The organism is Polycladospora coralii (assembly GCF_014773435.2).
In the GTDB taxonomy this organism is placed as follows: domain Bacteria; phylum Bacillota; class Bacilli; order Thermoactinomycetales; family Thermoactinomycetaceae; genus Polycladospora; species Polycladospora coralii.
The window spans coordinates 217,646-235,622 of the sequence record NZ_JACXAG020000002.1 but is presented as its reverse complement, the minus strand read 5'-3'; the positions used below and the strand labels follow the sequence as shown (position 1 = coordinate 235,622).

General features: G+C 36.8%; 21 protein-coding genes. 8 read left to right on the top strand and 13 right to left on the bottom strand.

What is annotated here, in order from left to right; all coding sequences use genetic code 11:
* The first annotated feature begins 3 nt into the window (after positions 1-3).
* Positions 4-684 carry a response regulator transcription factor gene (locus tag IC619_RS05335; protein ID WP_191139117.1) on the top strand — a complete coding sequence of 227 codons (681 nt, stop codon included), beginning with the start codon at positions 4-6 and terminating at the stop codon, positions 682-684.
* Between the two features lie 69 nt (positions 685-753).
* On the opposite strand, the gene IC619_RS05330 is transcribed toward IC619_RS05335, so the two are convergent.
* Positions 754-1,788 (bottom strand): acyltransferase family protein, encoded by a 1,035-nt coding sequence (locus IC619_RS05330; RefSeq protein ID WP_191139118.1) that lies wholly within the window; start codon positions 1,786-1,788, stop codon positions 754-756.
* A 285-nt stretch (positions 1,789-2,073) separates the two neighbouring features.
* Between IC619_RS05330 and IC619_RS05325 the strand changes: the two genes are divergently transcribed.
* A complete protein-coding gene (locus tag IC619_RS05325; protein ID WP_191139119.1) occupies positions 2,074-3,219 on the top strand; it encodes an acyl-CoA dehydrogenase family protein in 1,146 nt (381 codons plus the stop codon).
* A 498-nt stretch (positions 3,220-3,717) separates the two neighbouring features.
* Here IC619_RS05325 and IC619_RS05320 read toward each other — a convergent pair whose 3' ends face one another.
* From IC619_RS05320 to IC619_RS05305, 4 genes are all read right to left on the bottom strand, one after another.
* On the bottom strand, positions 3,718-4,188 hold the full coding sequence (locus IC619_RS05320; protein ID WP_224749472.1) for an Ltp family lipoprotein: 471 nt from the start codon (positions 4,186-4,188) through the stop codon (positions 3,718-3,720).
* Between the two features lie 223 nt (positions 4,189-4,411).
* On the bottom strand, positions 4,412-6,151 hold the full coding sequence (locus IC619_RS05315; RefSeq protein WP_191139120.1) for a PGAP1-like alpha/beta domain-containing protein: 1,740 nt from the start codon (positions 6,149-6,151) through the stop codon (positions 4,412-4,414).
* A gap of 344 nt (positions 6,152-6,495) precedes the next feature.
* Entirely contained in the window at positions 6,496-7,236 is a 741-nt protein-coding gene (locus IC619_RS05310) for a TlpA family protein disulfide reductase (RefSeq protein WP_191139121.1), read from the bottom strand.
* Positions 7,237-7,262: 26 nt separating this feature from the next.
* Positions 7,263-7,427, bottom strand: coding sequence for a hypothetical protein (locus tag IC619_RS05305; protein ID WP_191139122.1), 165 nt, complete (start codon positions 7,425-7,427; stop codon positions 7,263-7,265).
* A 425-nt stretch (positions 7,428-7,852) separates the two neighbouring features.
* Between IC619_RS05305 and IC619_RS05300 the strand changes: the two genes are divergently transcribed.
* Positions 7,853-8,092: a hypothetical protein gene (locus tag IC619_RS05300; RefSeq protein WP_191139123.1), complete on the top strand. Its 240-nt coding sequence runs from the start codon at positions 7,853-7,855 to the stop codon at positions 8,090-8,092.
* A gap of 43 nt (positions 8,093-8,135) precedes the next feature.
* Here IC619_RS05300 and IC619_RS05295 read toward each other — a convergent pair whose 3' ends face one another.
* Complete coding sequence (locus IC619_RS05295) at positions 8,136-8,564, bottom strand: hypothetical protein (protein ID WP_191139124.1); 429 nt, start codon at positions 8,562-8,564, stop codon at positions 8,136-8,138.
* Between the two features lie 559 nt (positions 8,565-9,123).
* On the opposite strand from IC619_RS05295, the gene IC619_RS05290 reads away from it, so the two are divergent.
* Positions 9,124-9,891, top strand: coding sequence for a hypothetical protein (locus IC619_RS05290; RefSeq protein WP_191139125.1), 768 nt, complete (start codon positions 9,124-9,126; stop codon positions 9,889-9,891).
* 52 nt (positions 9,892-9,943) lie between these two features.
* Here the strand turns inward: IC619_RS05290 and IC619_RS05285 are convergent, their stop codons facing one another.
* The 5 genes from IC619_RS05285 to IC619_RS05265 all read right to left on the bottom strand — a co-directional run bounded on the left by IC619_RS05285 (position 9,944) and on the right by IC619_RS05265 (position 12,730).
* A complete protein-coding gene (locus tag IC619_RS05285; protein WP_191139126.1) occupies positions 9,944-10,216 on the bottom strand; it encodes a cell division topological specificity factor MinE in 273 nt (90 codons plus the stop codon).
* Between the two features lie 68 nt (positions 10,217-10,284).
* The gene (minD, locus tag IC619_RS05280) at positions 10,285-11,085 is read right to left on the bottom strand and encodes a septum site-determining protein MinD (RefSeq protein WP_191139127.1); all 801 of its coding nucleotides are present in this window, start codon (positions 11,083-11,085) and stop codon (positions 10,285-10,287) included.
* Positions 11,086-11,333: 248 nt separating this feature from the next.
* Positions 11,334-11,705 (bottom strand): YkvA family protein, encoded by a 372-nt coding sequence (locus IC619_RS05275; protein ID WP_191139128.1) that lies wholly within the window; start codon positions 11,703-11,705, stop codon positions 11,334-11,336.
* A gap of 44 nt (positions 11,706-11,749) precedes the next feature.
* On the bottom strand, positions 11,750-12,229 hold the full coding sequence (locus IC619_RS05270) for a hypothetical protein (protein WP_191139129.1): 480 nt from the start codon (positions 12,227-12,229) through the stop codon (positions 11,750-11,752).
* Between the two features lie 243 nt (positions 12,230-12,472).
* The gene (locus tag IC619_RS05265; protein WP_191139130.1) at positions 12,473-12,730 is read right to left on the bottom strand and encodes a YlbG family protein; all 258 of its coding nucleotides are present in this window, start codon (positions 12,728-12,730) and stop codon (positions 12,473-12,475) included.
* Positions 12,731-13,026: 296 nt separating this feature from the next.
* Here IC619_RS05265 and IC619_RS05260 point away from each other — a divergent pair, with 296 nt between their 5' ends.
* On the top strand, positions 13,027-13,347 hold the full coding sequence (locus tag IC619_RS05260; protein WP_191139131.1) for a hypothetical protein: 321 nt from the start codon (positions 13,027-13,029) through the stop codon (positions 13,345-13,347).
* Here IC619_RS05260 and IC619_RS05255 read toward each other — a convergent pair.
* Entirely contained in the window at positions 13,344-13,763 is a 420-nt protein-coding gene (locus IC619_RS05255; protein WP_191139132.1) for a YlbF family regulator, read from the bottom strand. The two genes, IC619_RS05260 and IC619_RS05255, sit on opposite strands and share 4 nt — an antisense overlap.
* 153 nt (positions 13,764-13,916) lie before the next feature.
* Between IC619_RS05255 and IC619_RS05250 the strand changes: the two genes are divergently transcribed.
* Complete coding sequence (locus IC619_RS05250) at positions 13,917-14,486, top strand: protease complex subunit PrcB family protein (protein ID WP_191139133.1); 570 nt, start codon at positions 13,917-13,919, stop codon at positions 14,484-14,486.
* Positions 14,487-14,545: 59 nt separating this feature from the next.
* Here the strand turns inward: IC619_RS05250 and IC619_RS05245 are convergent, their stop codons facing one another.
* Positions 14,546-14,974, bottom strand: a complete 429-nt coding sequence (locus IC619_RS05245; RefSeq protein ID WP_191139134.1) for a hypothetical protein — start codon at positions 14,972-14,974, stop codon at positions 14,546-14,548.
* A gap of 262 nt (positions 14,975-15,236) precedes the next feature.
* On the opposite strand from IC619_RS05245, the gene mgtE reads away from it, so the two are divergent.
* Both mgtE and IC619_RS05235 read left to right on the top strand, forming a co-directional pair.
* On the top strand, positions 15,237-16,598 hold the full coding sequence (gene mgtE / locus IC619_RS05240) for a magnesium transporter (protein WP_191139135.1): 1,362 nt from the start codon (positions 15,237-15,239) through the stop codon (positions 16,596-16,598).
* A 49-nt stretch (positions 16,599-16,647) separates the two neighbouring features.
* Positions 16,648-17,961 (top strand): hemolysin family protein, encoded by a 1,314-nt coding sequence (locus IC619_RS05235; RefSeq protein WP_191139136.1) that lies wholly within the window; start codon positions 16,648-16,650, stop codon positions 17,959-17,961.
* The last annotated feature ends 16 nt before the right edge of the window (positions 17,962-17,977 follow it).

Sequence of the window (17,977 nt, the reverse complement as noted above, 5' to 3'; positions counted from 1 at the left end):
ATAATGCCCGACTCCATTTTAATCATTGAAGATAATCAAAAGTTAAGAACCATCATTTGCGACTATTTCCTTCACGCTAACTTTGAAGTTTTTGAAGCCATGGATGACAAGCAGGCATTTCATATTCTGGAAAAACATGCAATCGACCTTATTATATTAGATATTATGTTACCCAAAATGAGTGGATGGGATATATTAGAAATTATACGAAAAAAATCGAATATACCCGTCATCATACTGACCGCTCTGTCTACTGATGAAGATCATCTTAAAGGATACGATTTAAAGGCTGATGACTACGTGACTAAGCCTTTTCGACCAGCTATTTTAGTAGCGAAAGCAAAAGTTTTAATTGAGCGTGTAAAAGCAGACTACATCCAACCTACGCATCAACTCATAGCAGGCAATATTCGCGTCAACCTCCAAACCCATGAAGTATGGGTAAAAGATAAACCTTTGATATTAACCAAAAAGGAGTATGAACTTTTACTTTATTTAATAAAAAATCCTGGACGTGTACTTACTAGAGAGAATATCCTGAACCACATCTGGGGAATCAATTTTATAGGGAATGAACGCGTCGTAGATACGCATATAAAAAAGCTGCGAAATCATCTTGCTGATGAGTCTTTCCATATCAAAACGGTTTTTGGATTTGGATACCAATTTGAAAAGGACTGTTAAATAATATGAGACTGCAATTCAAATCACCAGCTTAAACCCATGGCTCAAAGCTGGTGATTTGAATTGTGGTCAATTTGAATCAACTTTATCTAGTTTTGGTCTAATCCATCGTTGTACCATTTGATCCAGAGGGCGCTCTACCCAGTAATGCGCTCCAATACAGATCGCAATCGTTATCATAACACTAGCTGTAAACACAAATGTAGATGAAACATATTCATCTACACCATGCAAATCATAGAAATAGATAAAGATTAATAATAGCGGATAGTGAATTAAATAAATTGCAAAAGAAGACTTTTCAAGTACTTGAAACAATTTTGGTATGCGAATGTCTTTGTTTCGATCTAAAGCTGCCCCACCCAAAATTAAGAAAAAGCTAGAAACACCAAAGAGTACTTCTAAAGGGATAAATTCCCACTCTCCATCCATCATATAGTACCACGTAAACATAAACCCACTAATACCTGCAATAAGGAATGCATATCCCCCTGCCAATCTTTTTTTTAGTACAATTTGTGCTGCCAAACATCCGAGCAAGAACTCTAAGTTGTATAAGTTAAGTACTAATCCTAGCCAACCCATTTCCAATTCTGATGGCATAAGAAATAAAATACTGCAAAACAACGTAATGATTAGGAACGGTATTCTTAATACAGGTTTCCATATGATTAAAGCGATAATCCCATAAAAAAATATAATATGGGAAAGAGACCAAGTCGTATCTAAAATATGTTCAGTGTTGGGTAATATTAACATCGAATCAAGTAGCATGTTCCACGAATAGCTAGTCCACGTTGGAAAGATTGTTCCTAACATGGCAGATACAATAAAAAAGAAGATCGTAAGAATCCATACAAGGGGATAAATACGAGAAACCCTTTTTATAAGAAAGCGCTTTGTCTCTCCTTGCACACCAAATTTTCGCTGATAAATGTAATAGAGGAGAAAACCGCTCATGACAAAAAATAAATCAACTCCCCCTGTCTTTTCTATATCTAACATGTACATGAAGTTCACTTCAAATAGATGTGATGCATGAAGTAAAAGGATCATGACTGGTGCAATGGCACGAAAAGATTGTAGTAGCTTTAATTTTTTCATTTGGAACATCTCCCTTCAAGTTTCTTCATCTACTGTATAGCGTAAATGTGTATTCCTTGTGTTTTTCAGGTAACGATGTCCAAAATGACTCCAATTCCAATAAAGTTAAGTTTGTATCCAACTTTCGTTGTTTTTTATACACCTATATTTGATGAATGTATTTATCGGGAGAAGGATTGGATAAATACAGTATAGAAAGACCCGAAAATTAATCTATTTATTTATTTATTAAATTGATAAAATAAGAACAGCTCACATTCAAATCTTCCAAAGGAGTCGATCAATTTGAACACACCCTATATACAAAGTGAACACCAGATTTTACGCGAATCCGTACGAAAATTCTTAAATAAAGAGGCTAAGCCCTACTTTGATACATGGGAAAAAAATCGGATTGTCCCTCGTGATTTTTGGATAAAGATGGGTGAACAAGGTTTCCTCTGTCCATGGTTAGAAGAATCATACGGTGGAATTGAAGCAGACTTCGCCTATTCTGTCGTTCTGGTAGAAGAATTGGAGCGTATGGGTACCGGACTGATGGGAATTAGTTTACATAGTGACGTTTGTGTACCCTATATCTATCATTATGGGAATGAAGAGCAAAAAAAGAAGTGGTTGCCCGGTTGTACAAGCGGAAAATTGATTACTGCCGTTGCAATGACTGAGCCAGGTACGGGTTCAGATTTAGCCAATATTAAAACGACAGCCATTCTTGATGGAGACCATTACGTCGTTAATGGCCAAAAAACGTTTATCTCTAACGGTATACATTCTGATTTAATTATCCTCGTCTGCAAAACCGATCCTCATGCAGTACCAGCGCATGCAGGAATCAGCCTGTTGGTGGTTGAAGCGGACACGCCCGGATTTTCGCGAGGAAGAAAGTTGGATAAAATCGGGCTTCATTCACAAGATACAGCTGAGCTTATGTTTGATGATTGTAGAGTTCCAAAAGCAAATTTACTTGGAATCGAGGGTTCAGGCTTTAAATATTTAATGGAAAAACTACAACCAGAACGATTATTAGCTACGTTAATGGCTCAAGTATCCGCTGAAGATGCATTGGAGATGACACTCGCTTATGTAAAAACCCGTACAGCATTTGGCAAACCCCTAAGTAAACAACAGCATATCCAATTTAAAATGGCTGACCTCGCTACTGAAGTATCCATAGGTAGAACCTATATCGATGATCTTATTGTGAAGCATATGCAGGGAGTCGATGTCGTTACCCAAGTATCAATGGCTAAAGCTTGGATTACTGAGATGGCCAAACGTGTAACTGGGGAATGTTTGCAACTACATGGAGGTTATGGCTATATGGAAGAATATCCAATTGCAAGAAGATACCGAGATATTCCTGTCTCTGCAATTTACGCGGGAACAAATGAAATCATGAAAATGATCATAGCTAAAAACCTGGGTTTGTAACATGTGATCCTTATAATTCAAAATAAATTCCACTGATAAAATGGAATAAGTGGGTTTATCACAAATTTATACCCAAGTTCTTTATCTAAAAAATCTATTGTAATGGACTTAGGTGTCCCTCTTGTGGGTCGTCTAAGTCCATTGGATATACTTACGACCAACTCAAGGAGCTGTTTATCAAGCTTATTCGTTTAACTCGGTTAACTATCTACCTTTGACACACGTGATATATGCACCACAACTATATATTAAGGGTACAAAGGTTGCATGCTCAATGGAACAGTCGATCACCTTATGAATACGCAACTTCCAAATACCACTAGTGAACGACTCACCACCTTCGCTAACGCTAAGAGGTGAGAGTATTCTCAGCTATATTGGATAATTTTTAGCATTACGATCCCTCTGACAAGCATCGGTTGGTGATTCCGTTGTGCCACAATCTGAAGGCTGACTTTGACAGTCAGCCTTAGTTGATTCGTTATTCATCGCTTTTAATTATTTCAAGCCGACTTGATCAGCACCGTAATTAGCTTGTTCTTTAGTAAACCCGTCAAACTCTAGTTGCTTGATAAGACCACTTCTTGAAAACGACATCGTGTCCAAATAAGATTTTGCTTTCAATCCAGCTTGTTCTTTCCAATCCACTTCAATACTTTCAACAGCCTTAGTAGCGTCTTCTTTACTAAAACCATCAAATTCTAACTGTTTGATAAGACCACTTTTTGAAAAGGCCATATAGTCAATGTAAGAATTTGCCTTTTTAAGTGCATTTTCTTCTGATACAGACAATTTAGGTTCTTCTTTTTTCGTTTCCTCAGTAGAAGCAGGTTCTTCTTTTTTGTTTTCGCTACTTGTGGTTGGTGTCGAATTCGGCTCATCATCACCCATGATTGCCGCCGTACATGCTACCATAAGAATTAATAATAAGATAATAGATCCGCAACCAATCAATAAACCTTTTTTCAATTCAGACTCCTCCAATTTTATTATTATGTAAACAATTTTCTGTTATATATTATAATACCAAAAATCCCCTCTTAGTTCAATAAATAAATTAATGATCTTCTTAAATGGTAGCTAAAGGGTAGGAACACTACTTATATTTTATGATGATGACACACAAAAATCCTATGAATAAAAGAATAATAAACAGCTCACTACTTGAATAAAATAGTGAGCTGTTTCATTTTTAATTATCGATATATACTGATTCAACTACAGTGCGTTTAAATGCTTTTCCATTCTTTAGTTTTCCTTCAACTTCTGTCGTAATGTTGTAAACACCTGATTTATTCTTTTTATTGAACTTACCTGTGAAATTGCTTTTCTTACCCTTCTTACTCTTCTTCTCTAAATTGATGTAATCTGTGTTTTTTAAGACTTTGTTGGCGCGTTTCCCATCTGGATTAATCACCTTCATTTTTACCTTGATGGTATCTAAGTCATAATCTACAGCATCTTTTAGTTCAACTTCTACAGGAACTTCTTCTTGATTCGGTTGATTTTGAATCGAAACTTTTGTCGTGTCCTCACCTTGGAAGTTCACGATAAGTAAATAAGCATCTTTCTTTTGCACTTGATTTTTGATCTTTACATACCATGTGCCGGCTTCGGGATTTACAATTTTAAATGCTTGTAAGCGTGCCCCTTTAAACACATCGCCAGCTTCACCGCTTTGATAAGCACTGCTTCTTTTCGTATACTTCTTACCACTTGGCGAAATGAGAACCACTTTCGCATTATGCTTCGTTAAGATTGAGAAATTCGCTTCTGTAATCCCCGTTTGAACGGCCACTTCTTTTGTTAACCACTTTTTCTTACGAAGTTGACCTCCTTGTATATACTGCTCATCTTTTTGAGCTTCTGGACCTTCACTCATAAATGATTCTGTTTGATTTGTATTAGACATAAATGATTTTGTTTGATTTGTAGTAGAAATCGCTGCTGATGCTAGGGACTTCAAGACTGCTACTTGTTTCGTAGAAGGTTGACTTAGGACAGACTCTATCTTTGAAAAAACAGCATCTCCATTTTTCACAGTATTGTGATTGAGTTTTTTTCCAGTATGCAAGTGCGTTCCATAAGGAAGCTTGGCACTCCAAACATTTACAGCTCCATCATTAGATCCATATGCCCATAGGTAACTTCCACCCAACCATAAGCTAGAACCAAATTTCCCCCAACCTTTACCCGCTACAGTATAAAATTGATTATTGTAAACGCTTTCAAGATTGTCAGTCTGTTGTCTGAATTTATCCATTTCACCTGTTTGTAAACTGTAGGTACCATCTGTCTGTTGTCCAATCAAATCCGCTAACCAACTGGCATACCAACTATAAGATAAATTCGCTAAATTCGAACCATAGTGGGGAGTACTTAACGTAACGACATGATTTACATAATCATCAGCATCATAATAATTAAGTGCAGTTTGCGTATCAATTCCACCCTTGCTATGTGCAACTACATTAATTTTTTCACCATAATATTCATAAATTTCTTTAATTTGCTCCGCTAAAATTTCACCATTTGCCCACTGCGAAGCAGCAAATGAAGATCCCGCGGCATCATTGAGTTGAACAAATGCAGTCCGATACCCCTTCTCATAGGCTACATCATACATGCTACCTTTTTCATCAATAAAGGTAAGTGCATTGGAAGTTAAGCCAGATACAAATAAAATTGGTGGCTTGCTCTCATCCACATTAGGAGGCGTCTTCCCTACATACCAAGTTCCTGGAATTAAGCCCGTTTTTGTCTTTTTCTCCCAGTCTGCAATTTCGCTGGCATTTAATACATTTCCTTGTTCAATCACACCATTTAATTTGGATAGATCTACTTCTTCACCTGAACCAGCCTCTGTTGTCGAGATAGGGAAAACAAGTGCCACAATAAAAAAGAAGAGCAATGCTCTTTTCCACCAATTCACCAAATATACCAACTCCTCTATTTAATTTATAATCTATTGATTATAAATACATTATAATGAATGAATATGAAATGATCAATTGCTTTTTTCATATTTTCTAAACAAAAATACTAGGGCTGTTTTCATCATCATTCATTTTCTGACGTGTCGATTGATTGGACTTTACCTTCTAATCAATACGTATGAACCCGTTCACTTAAATTGAATCTCATTTCTGATACGCCTTAATATTAAGCTATTGTTTGCTGAGCAATATCCCTGTATTGGAAGCGTTTTCATTCTACCATGCACAACATGATTTGACTACTAGTTTTTATATCCAAAAAAAAGAGGCCTCCCTCTTCTTAATTTAGTAGCTGCTGTATCTGATTTCTTAGTTGTGATTCTTCTAATGCACCTATGCGCAAAGCTATAATTTCGTTATCTTGATCGATGACATATGTCGTGGGATAGGCCGGTATATCATAAGCATTTTTCATTTTTGCCTGCTCATCCAATAAGACTGGAAATGTCAATCTATTTTCTTTCAGATATTTATCAATTTGTTCACGATTATCCTCAGCCGTCATATTAACCATCATAAAATCTATATCTGCTCCATACTCTTGATACAGTTTTTCAAACACAGGCATTTCTTTTTTACATTCCGCACACCAAGTCGTCCAAAAGTTAATAATAGTAGGCTTGGAAGAAGTTGAATCAAATGAAACTTGCTCTCCTGTAAGTGTGGGTAGCGTGAAAGCCGGGGCTTTTGTCCCTTGCCACTCTTGTTGTTGTTCTGCCAAATATTCTGCCATGCTTATAGGATCAGATGTATCATTTTCTTTATATATATTTAGCCATCCTATACCTAGTAGACCTGCAAATAGTACCAGATAAGCCATCGTTCGAATCATTTTCACACGCGCATCTCCACTCATATATTGGTTGTCATCTATTACAATACTATCACATCTATTCTTTTCATGACAAAAACCGCCATTTTCCTTGTCAGATGGCGGTTCGTTCAATTGGTAAGCATGATCCATATCTTTATAGATGATTTGTGGTTCATTACGCTTGCTATTATAATCAAAGACAATCATTTGGTTACAAAATACAATTCAATCTATCACTCCGAGAGTTTACTCTTTAACTCTTTTTTCTGTTTATTCAATTGTTTTAACTCCTCGAAAAGATCGTATTGTGCTAAAAACTCATGTCGCTCTTTCGCTAAGAGATATTCTTGTTTAATCGTATAGAATCGTTCTTCCAGCACTTTTAGTTGCTCTAACATGAAAGCACCTCTTTTCATAAGTTTAAAAAAGATAGCCCCAGCATGTACCCATCGTTTCTATACCCGTTAGAATATGTTTTCAAACCATTTACCTGTGCAATTTATATTTCTGAATTTACTCAATTATATCAGAATTGCGACATAAAGTACAAATGTTCTGCATTGCATTTTGTCGTTTTTTTGATAGAATGAAATTCCGATAGTCTATATATGATAGATTTCATTTTTTTATGTTGAATCATGAAAGGAGTTTTGGTCGTGTCTGTGAATCCACAATACTTACCATCATTTTTGGAAGAGTTTCGTTCCCTTAAATTGGAGATGATGATAAGAGATCTCCATAAGCTAAGTCCGGACGAGCTAATTCGTATCAGAAAGGAAATTGAAAATCTACTTCATACAAATGAGAAATAGGATGAATCGTTATGAAGCAACCCACTGAGAAGCTTTTAATTCAAACATATACGCATATTAATGAATCTAGAAACTTAATCGAACAGTTGATTAATCAATTTGGTCAAGAGCAGAGTAATCTATCGTCAACATCCGAGCCTATATCAAGTTTACCTCAAGATATCCAACATTTAGTTGAAGTCGCTCTACAGCTATCCCCATCCCAGCGTCATGCGCTAAAGTTATTTTTGGACTCACTAAAAAACGAGTAACCTTGCACCATGATCACTCAATCCATGGACAAGGCTACTTTTTTTAATGCTTTCTATTACGCTCAAGTGTCTGATTCAGCTGTCTAACGAGTACTGATGAACGCAAATAAGTATACATTTTGGCCGCATCTACTGCTACATACAAGCCTGTACCACTTTCGATTTCATCTTCATTTTTCATCCGAATGTAATCATGATTTTTTAGCAGATTTAACATTTCCATACACTCTTGCTTATCACCGAAGTAATCACGAAATAAGAAGAGTAGTTGCTCTACCGAGACCGTTCTATGTTTCTTCTCTGATTTTATACTAGGATCCAGGTCAGGATAAATGAGTAATCCCCATAAAATAACAATGGCAGCATGCATAGCTATTCCCCAATCTTTATGGGGGATCTTTGGATTTTTTTGAGGAATTGACCGCCTCGTGTTGAGTAGAGAGCTAATTTCTTTGACAGATAATTGCTCCATAACTAAGACTCCTTTATGATCAGGATAAACAAATCTATCTCAGTCAGATGTGTGCTCTACATCGTCAAACCAAATAGCAAACGTATTGCTGACCCACAAATAAGATAAAGCATTTGATCGAAGTGAAACGATTTTGTGGATGAAAGAGATAGAGTAATTTTTTATTGCTCAAGAGTAAATTCTATTATAAGTGTATAACCATTTTGAAACGAACTTATACTTCTTTTCTTCATAATCTGAGATAATAAATTCACTAAAACCCGCTTAAGGCCTATCAAGCGTGTTCTTTTACATGATTTTTCAATATGCCACGTCGTGGATGCTCCAATTCCTCATTTTGTTCAATCGATCCACTGAGGATCGATAAGTCCACCTTACGTCTATTATAAAAGGATGGTCTTAGTCTATTTTTTATATTTATTAACATCTAATTAATTGTATCTAATTTATATATATCTTTTTTTTATGTAATTTTTATAGCAATAGTAGATTGTAGGCAATTGCATCTGTTATATTAAAAGAAAAGTGCGCAACCTGATTTTCGGAAGGAGTATCATTCATGATCGATACAAAAAAGGGAAAATATTCAGAGGAGGAAAATACATATATCATCGACACCATTAATCAGTCGATGCAAGCAGGTTTACGTGAAAGAGATACGATTAAAGGAATTGCAGACAAATTAAACCGAGGTTATGCGGGTGTGATGTCGCATATACGTAAATTAAAGCTGGAACGCCCCGATCTTTTCCTTAAACAAACAGATAAAGATCGCTCAAACAGCTGGGATGATTCCGAAGAGAAAGTAGTAATTGAAATAGTAAACCAGTATTTAAATGAAAATCGCCCTTTAGCTGAAGCGATTCGTGAAATAGAAGATAAATTACAACGTACAAGCGGTGCTATATATCAACGAATTTATACGCTACGAAAAAAATCTCCTAACCTGTTTTCCAAACTTCCTTCACAACGGCCTCGTCGTAAGCGTACCATTCCCGATTGGGAAATTAATCCACCTACAATTCGATCTATTGATGAGGCTTATCAACAAGTAAATGCAGAATTAGAGCATTCATTCTTAGAGAACAATCCTGAATTATCTCCCAATCTGGAGATTTCACTTGAGCAGAAGATGGTCTTAAAAGCTTTTGAAGATCGATATGGAAAACCGAATACAATTGCACAAGATAAACTACTAAATCTCATGCGTGTTTTCGGATGTACAAGAGTAACAATCGCGTTGTTTACACTACCCACAGATAAAACATTTCCAAATGTCATTACCGATTTTCTTGAGCTCCACTTACAAAATCGTAATTTTCTTTAAAAAAGAACAAAAAAACATAGCAAGCACGAACCGATGAGTCGATTCATGCTTGCTATGTTTCTTCCACTGTATCTTTTTTCCTAACCGGTATACTTGCATTAATGATCGTAGTTCGTTCTCGGGCTTGTGGTATGACTTCTACTTGCCCTACTACATCATAGCCAAAATCATCGCATAGTTCGATTAAGCGAGCTTGAAACATTTTGATCTTACGCTCGTCAATATCAGTACGTTGATAGCTCAAAACTAAAGATAAGCGATCATCAGCCGTGACAGCTGAAGGTTGCTCCTTATCCCCCCGATTAAACATATTTAAAAACGACATACACAATACGCCTCCCTGTTATTCAAACGATTAGTACGAACGATACCTCTAGTCTCATGGAACTCCAATTATGCGATATGAAATATTTTTTTTAATCGCTTAATTAATGTAGGGGATTCTAATTCCAAAAAAGGAACTTCTTCGCCTATAATCCGTTTAGCAATATTTGCATAAGCTTTCCCTGCCAAGGATTTTTCATCTAGGATGACAGGTGAGCCTGTATTAGATGACCGAATAATACGCTTATCTTCGGGGATTACACCTAGAAGATTGATAGCTAAATGATTTTGTACACGTTCTACGCTTAACATATCCCCATCTTTCACCATACCCGGTTCGATCCTGTTTACAATCAGATCGATATGCGCTAAGTTAGCAGATTCAAGCAAACCGATCACACGGTCAGAATCACGCACTGAAGGAATTTCAGGATTTACTACAAGTATCGCTCGATCCGCTGCCACAATTGCATTGCGAAAACCACCCTCTATACCAGCTGGAGAGTCGATGATGATATAATCAAATTCTTTTTTTAAGTCCTCAATTAAATGAATAATTTGATTAGGTGAAACTTCTTCTTTGTACCGTGTCTGCGCAGCTGGAAGAAGTGCTAATCCGGGATACTCTTTGTGTCTTACAAGTGACTGGCGCAGATTACTTACACCTTCAATAACATCAACGAGATCATAAACGATTCGATTTTCCAAACCTAGCATGAGATCTAGTTTCCGTAGCCCAATGTCCGTATCTACTAGACAAACTTTATAACCCAGTTGTGTTAATCCGAGCCCAAGAGAAGCTACAGTCGTAGACTTACCAACACCACCTTTTCCACTAGTCACAGTAATGGCAACTGCTCTATGATTCATAACGCCACATTCCCCTTTCTTACCCACTTAATGAATTCAAGCGCAAAGATTTATTTATAAAATTTCGACAAAAATAGTCCAATTTACTGCTTCATTTTACCATTATTTTAGCAAAGATGGCATCATAACGAAAGAAAGAATTGGAGAGTCTTTTCTCCCTCCAATTCTTTCTTTTAACAAGCATGTTGATTTGCATGATCTTCTCATTTGATCGTCGTTTATTTTGGATATTCAACACCACTGTCCTTTTAATTCTTAATATCAATCATTTGTCGATCTGCTTTCTCTCGATAATCATCCAGTTCTTTTGATAGCATATTCCACACAAACATTGCAGCTGTTACATCATCGATATATCCCACGACTGGAATAAAATCCATGACAACATCAGTGGGTAATAAAAAGTAAAGTAAAGCAGCTCCCACAAGCCCTTTTTTCATGGAGCTCGTATCTTTATCACGAAAGTAGGCATACATGACTTTTAATTTATCCACAATTTTTTCTATGCCACCTGCTTCTTTCACTTTGATATTAAATCCATCTACAATTTTCTTCTCTCCTGATGAAGTTAGCGCTTTTGCTCGTAATGAATTCAGCAATGTTAGTATTTTGCTTTTCATACCACTCACCTCGGTTGAAAAATATTTTTATACATCCCTTGATTCTAATAAAATTGCTGATTACAATGTGAACATTTCGCATCGCTCATATTGATTTGGTTTACACAAAATGGGCAGATATAAACCATTGATTCGGGTAAAACATGCTCTTTTTTTTCTGACTCACTATTTACAGAAGAGACACGTGCGCCTACCTCATTTTCTATTTCTACTGTTTCTGCCTTTACTCTGATTTCAGCTGCTTTAAGTTTTTCTAAATTTTGTGTGAGTTGGTTAATCGCACCTTCAATTTCTCTGATATGCTTTAGCTTGTCTTTCACCTTCTTCGTAATAATCGGTTCTTTATCAGGTTCCCAATTTTCATATAGTTCCCTTCCTAACGAAAGCATTTCTTCCATTTGGTTATCTCTTTTCCCTTTAATCTTTATGTTTAATCGGCTGATTTCAATCATTCTTTGCGATTGTTTCCCTGCCGTCTCTACACCTTTTTCAATTTTTTGCTTCAATTCGTTAAAAAAACTCATTTCACTCTCTCCTCTAGCTCTATATTTCGTTTCCAGGTGGTTGTAAGCTTCCATGCTAACCGTGCAGGATTATGCTCAATCTCCATTGTAAAACAACTAGCTACATTCTCAACAAAAAATCATAATTAAACAGGTGAAGAACATAAAATATGCAATTCAGTATCCGTCCTCTAAATATAGAAAGTCTACAAATGGAAGAACACTTGCCCTAATCTGATATGACAAGTGTTCTTCCTTCCCTAATTACTTCGTATAAAGTTGTGTTTCATTCCGCTCAAAATCTAAGCAGATGTTTGATCGTTGAGATTTTTCTACTCTCTGTACATATGAAAGTCGATCGATTTGACGTATGACCTGATCCACTTTATCACCGTCAATATATAGGTAAACATATTTCATTCGTTTAGATACGTAATGTACATTGCCAAAGCGTCCCAACGAATGTGCGGCTTTTAAGTCTTTCATCCAAACCACTAAACCCATTCTGTGCGCCATATTCATAACTCACTTCTCCTTCTATACGTGGCGAAAAAGCCCGATGGGAACGTTTCGTACTGTTTTCATCGTATCATTCAAAAATATAAACATCAAGAAGATGTGAGATCAGTCATGATTCTTTCTTCGTATTCCCTTTATGCTTCACTCGCGTTATGATAAGTAGGAGGGACGAGTTGATCTTTGCTCGCCATACCCTTTCGTACGAACCCGTTACGGGGCATTTTGGCTACGGGCAAGTCTATTCTGACATGTATAGAGGAGGCAGACACAATTTACTTATCCACTAAGGAGTACATAAGATGATTCATCCAATCCAGCCTTTTGTTCAATATTTACTCGTACAACCGGATATCCCTTATCAATCCTTAGACATGAAAATTTTCGCCGGCGTACCTTTTTTATACTTTAAGCTTCAAGATCATAGTGGTCAGCATGCATTAGAAGTCTGGTTAGATAAGGTAATTGAGGGATTTACCTCTGGCACAATTTGGACAATCCAATGGTTATACATCCGCTCTAGCTCGAACGGATTGGTTTACAAATTCTCGATCCGATCTCCAAATCAAAAGAGTTTCTGCTGTGGCAATCAGTGCCCCAATTGTATTTTATTTCGTGATTAAGAGCCGCTACTACAAGAACGTTTAGCTTGTCCGGCTAAACTAGGATCATGAAGTGGCACTTTAATTGTACGGGAAACCGTATGTGCAAGGATTTTCATCACTTCAGATAGTAATCGATCTAACTCATCCTCAGCAGCCAAATATTGACCAATACTACGATGTCCCTTTAATTCAGATTGATAGCTTTCCATTTCTTCTTTAGCCTGATGGTAATTGGGATGAAAAATACCAAATCGCTGTGCCTCCATAAAACGTTCTTTAACATGTTGAAATTTCTTTATTAACTTCTGTGCCTCTTCATCTCTCTCTACTTCCATCTTCCACCTTAAATAATGATGCATTTCATCTGATTCATTTATTTGATCTGCTAAATCATATACATCTAACAGAATATCTGTCATATTGAGATGGTTCACGTTCTCCCCTCCTCTGACCTTAATAGTAACATAATTGTTCTATTATGATTAAATTGTTATATCGCATTGTGATAAACTTTCTCCTCAGCGCAACTTTCTATTCATGCGCTCCGTCTGTTATAGTAAATGAGAGAAGATTGGGAGGAGTCCAACATGAAGAGACTCATATGTCTATGTGTTTTCTTATTTTTCATGATCGGATGTTCAAATACATCAACAGAAACACCCCAACCTGTTGAATCAGAAAATGCGGCGTTAGAAGATAAGCAAGAACAAGAGACAACAAGCACAATGCCAGCTGATCAAGTTGAAGAAAAAGAAGATCAAACCACTGACGCTAAGGGAAGTGAACAAAAAATGGGTGATATTTCAAAGCAGATACCATATAAAGAGCTCACTTTTTCTAAGTTACCTGATGCTATAAAGCCCGAAGCGAAGAAGTTACAGCGCTCTGGCAATGGCGGAACGAAAGTAATTCATCATGAAGGAAACACCTATATTGTTGTAGCCTTAGGTGAAAGGAACACGGGTGGATTTTCCGTACGTGTAAATGACCTAGTTGAGAGTGGAGATCAACTGACCATCATGGCCGAGGAAAAAAAACCACCTAAAGGTGCATTTGTTCCACAAGTGATCTCTTATCCAATTACCACTGTTTGTATAGAAGGGATTCAAAAATGGAATCAAGTAGATTTAATGCTTTCACAACCAAACAGCAAATGATAAAGGAGAAAGGAGAGCACAAGTAGCTCTCCTTTTTTTATGTCAATCAGGATGCTAATCTATTCTTTTTTCTCCAATTGTTGGTATGCTCTAATCCATGGTGATTGTGGAGACTCAGGAGACTCCCATACCTGAGTAAAATCTTCTGTTTCCTGATGAGTATGGATAGGATTTGGAGGCATGATAGAAGGAGATGAAGTCATTTGAGTCGGCTCACCACATCGACCACACGGTTGTCCTTCTTGTATGAATGGTGCCCCCATTTGTTGTGGATAATAGGGCATATTCCCTTGTCCATGATAATAGGGCATATTTCCTTGTCCATAATGAGGTTGTTGTCCAAAACCTGAATATGATCCATAATGTGGCTGTATGCCATAACCATAATTTGTTGGATAGTACGGCATCATCGAAGGATATTGAAAATTTGCGTATCCATAGTCTGAAACAAATGGTTGATAGCCTTGCCAGGGTGGCTTACTATACATGATAAAACCTCCTAATCAAAATATCTCTTATTCACTATATGTCTTCTTGAACTTGTCTTATGTTAAGTTGGTTATGTATAACGAAGCACACTGGCTTACTTTTTACAGAAAAATAAGAGCGGTACTCAGGGAAGAGAAAAAAGCTTGCAATTATGTACTTCAAAATATCCTATCGGATAAGCTGATGCTAGGTGATACACACTATTTCAAGATGTTTTTCTCTTCTGATGAATGGTGACTACTTTCAAGGGGGAGGAGCCTTATGGAAGTTAAAACGAGAGAACTAGAAGAAATGAAGGAACTTATTAGCTATTTACAACAGCGTGATTTAAAATCGATTCGAACTTTTATCGATGAACTTCATCCTTATGATTTAGGCCAATACTTTTTTTCCTTAAATGAAATTCATCGTCGACGTTTGCTTACTGTACTTATGTCCAACGAAATTGCAGATTTACTGCAAGAATTAGATCTCAAAGAACAAAAAGAAGTCATTATTGCCTTAGGTGCCAAGAAAACGGCAGATGTACTTAATCTCATGCCATCTGATGATACAGCCGATCTATTAGCTGAATTAGATGATACAAAAGCACAAAAATTGCTTACCGATATGGAAATTGGTGAAGCTGATAAAGTTAGGGCGTTACTTCGTTATCCAGAGGATACAGCTGGCGGTATTATGACTAACGAATATGTCAGCATATTTCGTTCGCATACTGTAGAAACCGTCATCTCTTTTTTACGAAAAGAAGCTCCTACAGCTGAAACTGTTTACTATTTATATGTGCTTGATTTTGATCGTACCCTGGTTGGTGTTGTTTCATTAAGAGATATCTTAATTTCCTCTCCGGAAACCACAATTGATGACATTATGTATGAACGTGTGATCTCAGTCCCTGCTGATATGGATCAAGAAGAAGCTGCTCAAATATTAGAGCGGTATGATTTTTTGGCATTGCCGGTTGTAGATGAACATCATCGATTGTTAGGGATTATTACTGTAGATGATGTAATCGATGTACTCATTGAAGAAGCGCAAGAAGATATTTCAAATCTATCGGCTGTGGGTGTAACAGATAAAGAAATTTTTGTACATCCACTCCTTTCAGCAAGACGTAGGATTCCGTGGTTACTGCTGTTATTAGTAATTGGTATGGCTACTGCTAACCTACTCGTTCTTTTTGAAGGGACAATGGACGCATTACCTGTTTTGGTGCTATTTATGCCTATGATTGCTGGTATGACAGGTAATACGGCTACACAATCACTCGGTCTAATTATTAGAGGATTATCGAATCAACAAGTTAGTGAAAAGAATTACCGTCAAATTATTCGCCAAGAAGGATTTGTTGGCGGTATTATTGGCCTTATATGTAGTGTATTCATCATCATTATGATTTCTATTTGGAAAAATAGCATTGAATTAGGGGTCGTAGTTGGTGGCTCCTTATTTTTCACCTTATTAATTGGTACCTTAGTTGGTACTTTAATTCCACTTGTTCTCAATCAATTTAAAATTGATCCAACTGTAGCATCTGGACCCCTGATCACAACATTAAATGATGTTTTATCGTTAATGGTTTATTATGGTCTTGCCACGCTTTTCATTCAGTACCTATTATAAAAAGTTGCTCGACCGTTACGATCAAAGAAAGTAAAAGGTGGTATTTCTCATGGCTGAAATTCAAGATATACTCATCATCACTTTAAAGCTTATTTTGGTATTATTTTTAGTCCTTTTAAACGGCTTCTTTGTGGCATCTGAATTCGCCATCGTAAAGGTAAGAGCAACTCGTATCGAACAATTGGTACGTGAAGGTCATGCGAAAGCAAAAACGGCACAACTGCTAGTGAAAAATTTAGATGCTTATCTATCTGCAACACAGCTAGGTATTACACTAGCTTCTCTCGCCTTAGGTTGGGTTGCAGAGCCCTTCCTAGCAGGTTTAATAGAGCCTTTATTACGTCAACTCCACATCTCAGAAACGATCACCCATGTCATTTCATTCGGTATCGTGTTTTCCTTGATCACTTTCTTACACATTGTAATAGGTGAGATGGCACCCAAGTCACTAGCCATTCGTCGTTCTGAAGCGACAACATTGTGGATCGCATATCCTTTACGCGTTTTTTTCATTATTTTTAAGCCAACCATTTGGTTCTTGAATGAATCTGCAAATCAAATATTAAAGTGGTTGAAAGTAGAATTAGCACCCGACCATCAATCGGCACATACCGAAGAAGAAATTCGTATGTTGGTTCAACATAGCCACCATAGCGGCATAATTGACCAAACTGAGCTTTCACTTTTTGACAACATATTCGATTTTAGTGATCGTGTTGCTCGTGAAATTATGGTTCCTCGTGTGGATATGATCTGTATCTATCAGAACGATCCCTTTCAAGAAAACTTAATGACGATCAAAAAATCACATTTTACTCGCTTCCCCCTCTGTGGAGAAGATAAAGATGATGTGCACGGCATTATACATATACGCGATGTTTATGAACAAATTCTGGAAGGTAACGAACCCAATTTAAAAGCGATCACGCGTACACCCGTCTTCGTTCCCGAGACTTTAGAAATTAAAGATGTCTTGCGTACGTTACAACAAGAGAGAACCGAAATGGCCATTGTAGTAGATGAATATGGGGGCATATCTGGACTCATTACATTAGAAAATATCATTGAAGAAATTGTAGGCGAAATTCAAGATGAATTTGATGATGAACAACCTTTTTTCAAATTAGCACAAGAGGGTACACTTGTAGATGCACATTTACTTATCGAAGAGGTGAATGATCATTTTCAACTATCCATAGAAGATACTGATAATGACCGTATTGGAGGCTGGTTTTTTTCTCAGTTACAAACAATGCCTGAAGTAGGATCTACAGTCTCCTATGGCTCCTACAAATTTATTGTCCATGAGATGAATGGGAGAAGCATTACACAATTATTAGTGAAACCGTTAGATACAAATTAACCCCAACTATTTGTAA

What these genes read in the sequence shown, in the direction of transcription:
- IC619_RS05335 (WP_191139117.1), top strand. Translation starts at nt 4, where the DNA reads ATGCCCGACTCCATTTTAATCATTGAAGATAATCAAAAGTTAAGAACC.
- IC619_RS05330 (WP_191139118.1), bottom strand. Translation starts at nt 1,788, where the DNA reads ATGAAAAAATTAAAGCTACTACAATCTTTTCGTGCCATTGCACCAGTC.
- IC619_RS05310 (WP_191139121.1), bottom strand. Translation starts at nt 7,236, where the DNA reads ATGATTGTCTTTGATTATAATAGCAAGCGTAATGAACCACAAATCATC.
- IC619_RS05305 (WP_191139122.1), bottom strand. Translation starts at nt 7,427, where the DNA reads ATGTTAGAGCAACTAAAAGTGCTGGAAGAACGATTCTATACGATTAAA.
- IC619_RS05300 (WP_191139123.1), top strand. Translation starts at nt 7,853, where the DNA reads ATGAAGCAACCCACTGAGAAGCTTTTAATTCAAACATATACGCATATT.
- IC619_RS05295 (WP_191139124.1), bottom strand. Translation starts at nt 8,564, where the DNA reads ATGGAGCAATTATCTGTCAAAGAAATTAGCTCTCTACTCAACACGAGG.
- IC619_RS05290 (WP_191139125.1), top strand. Translation starts at nt 9,124, where the DNA reads ATGATCGATACAAAAAAGGGAAAATATTCAGAGGAGGAAAATACATAT.
- IC619_RS05285 (WP_191139126.1), bottom strand. Translation starts at nt 10,216, where the DNA reads ATGTCGTTTTTAAATATGTTTAATCGGGGGGATAAGGAGCAACCTTCA.
- minD (WP_191139127.1), bottom strand. Translation starts at nt 11,085, where the DNA reads ATGAATCATAGAGCAGTTGCCATTACTGTGACTAGTGGAAAAGGTGGT.
- IC619_RS05275 (WP_191139128.1), bottom strand. Translation starts at nt 11,705, where the DNA reads ATGAAAAGCAAAATACTAACATTGCTGAATTCATTACGAGCAAAAGCG.
- IC619_RS05270 (WP_191139129.1), bottom strand. Translation starts at nt 12,229, where the DNA reads ATGAGTTTTTTTAACGAATTGAAGCAAAAAATTGAAAAAGGTGTAGAG.
- IC619_RS05265 (WP_191139130.1), bottom strand. Translation starts at nt 12,730, where the DNA reads ATGAATATGGCGCACAGAATGGGTTTAGTGGTTTGGATGAAAGACTTA.
- IC619_RS05260 (WP_191139131.1), top strand. Translation starts at nt 13,027, where the DNA reads ATGATTCATCCAATCCAGCCTTTTGTTCAATATTTACTCGTACAACCG.
- IC619_RS05250 (WP_191139133.1), top strand. Translation starts at nt 13,917, where the DNA reads ATGAAGAGACTCATATGTCTATGTGTTTTCTTATTTTTCATGATCGGA.
- IC619_RS05245 (WP_191139134.1), bottom strand. Translation starts at nt 14,974, where the DNA reads ATGTATAGTAAGCCACCCTGGCAAGGCTATCAACCATTTGTTTCAGAC.
- mgtE (WP_191139135.1), top strand. Translation starts at nt 15,237, where the DNA reads ATGGAAGTTAAAACGAGAGAACTAGAAGAAATGAAGGAACTTATTAGC.
- IC619_RS05235 (WP_191139136.1), top strand. Translation starts at nt 16,648, where the DNA reads ATGGCTGAAATTCAAGATATACTCATCATCACTTTAAAGCTTATTTTG.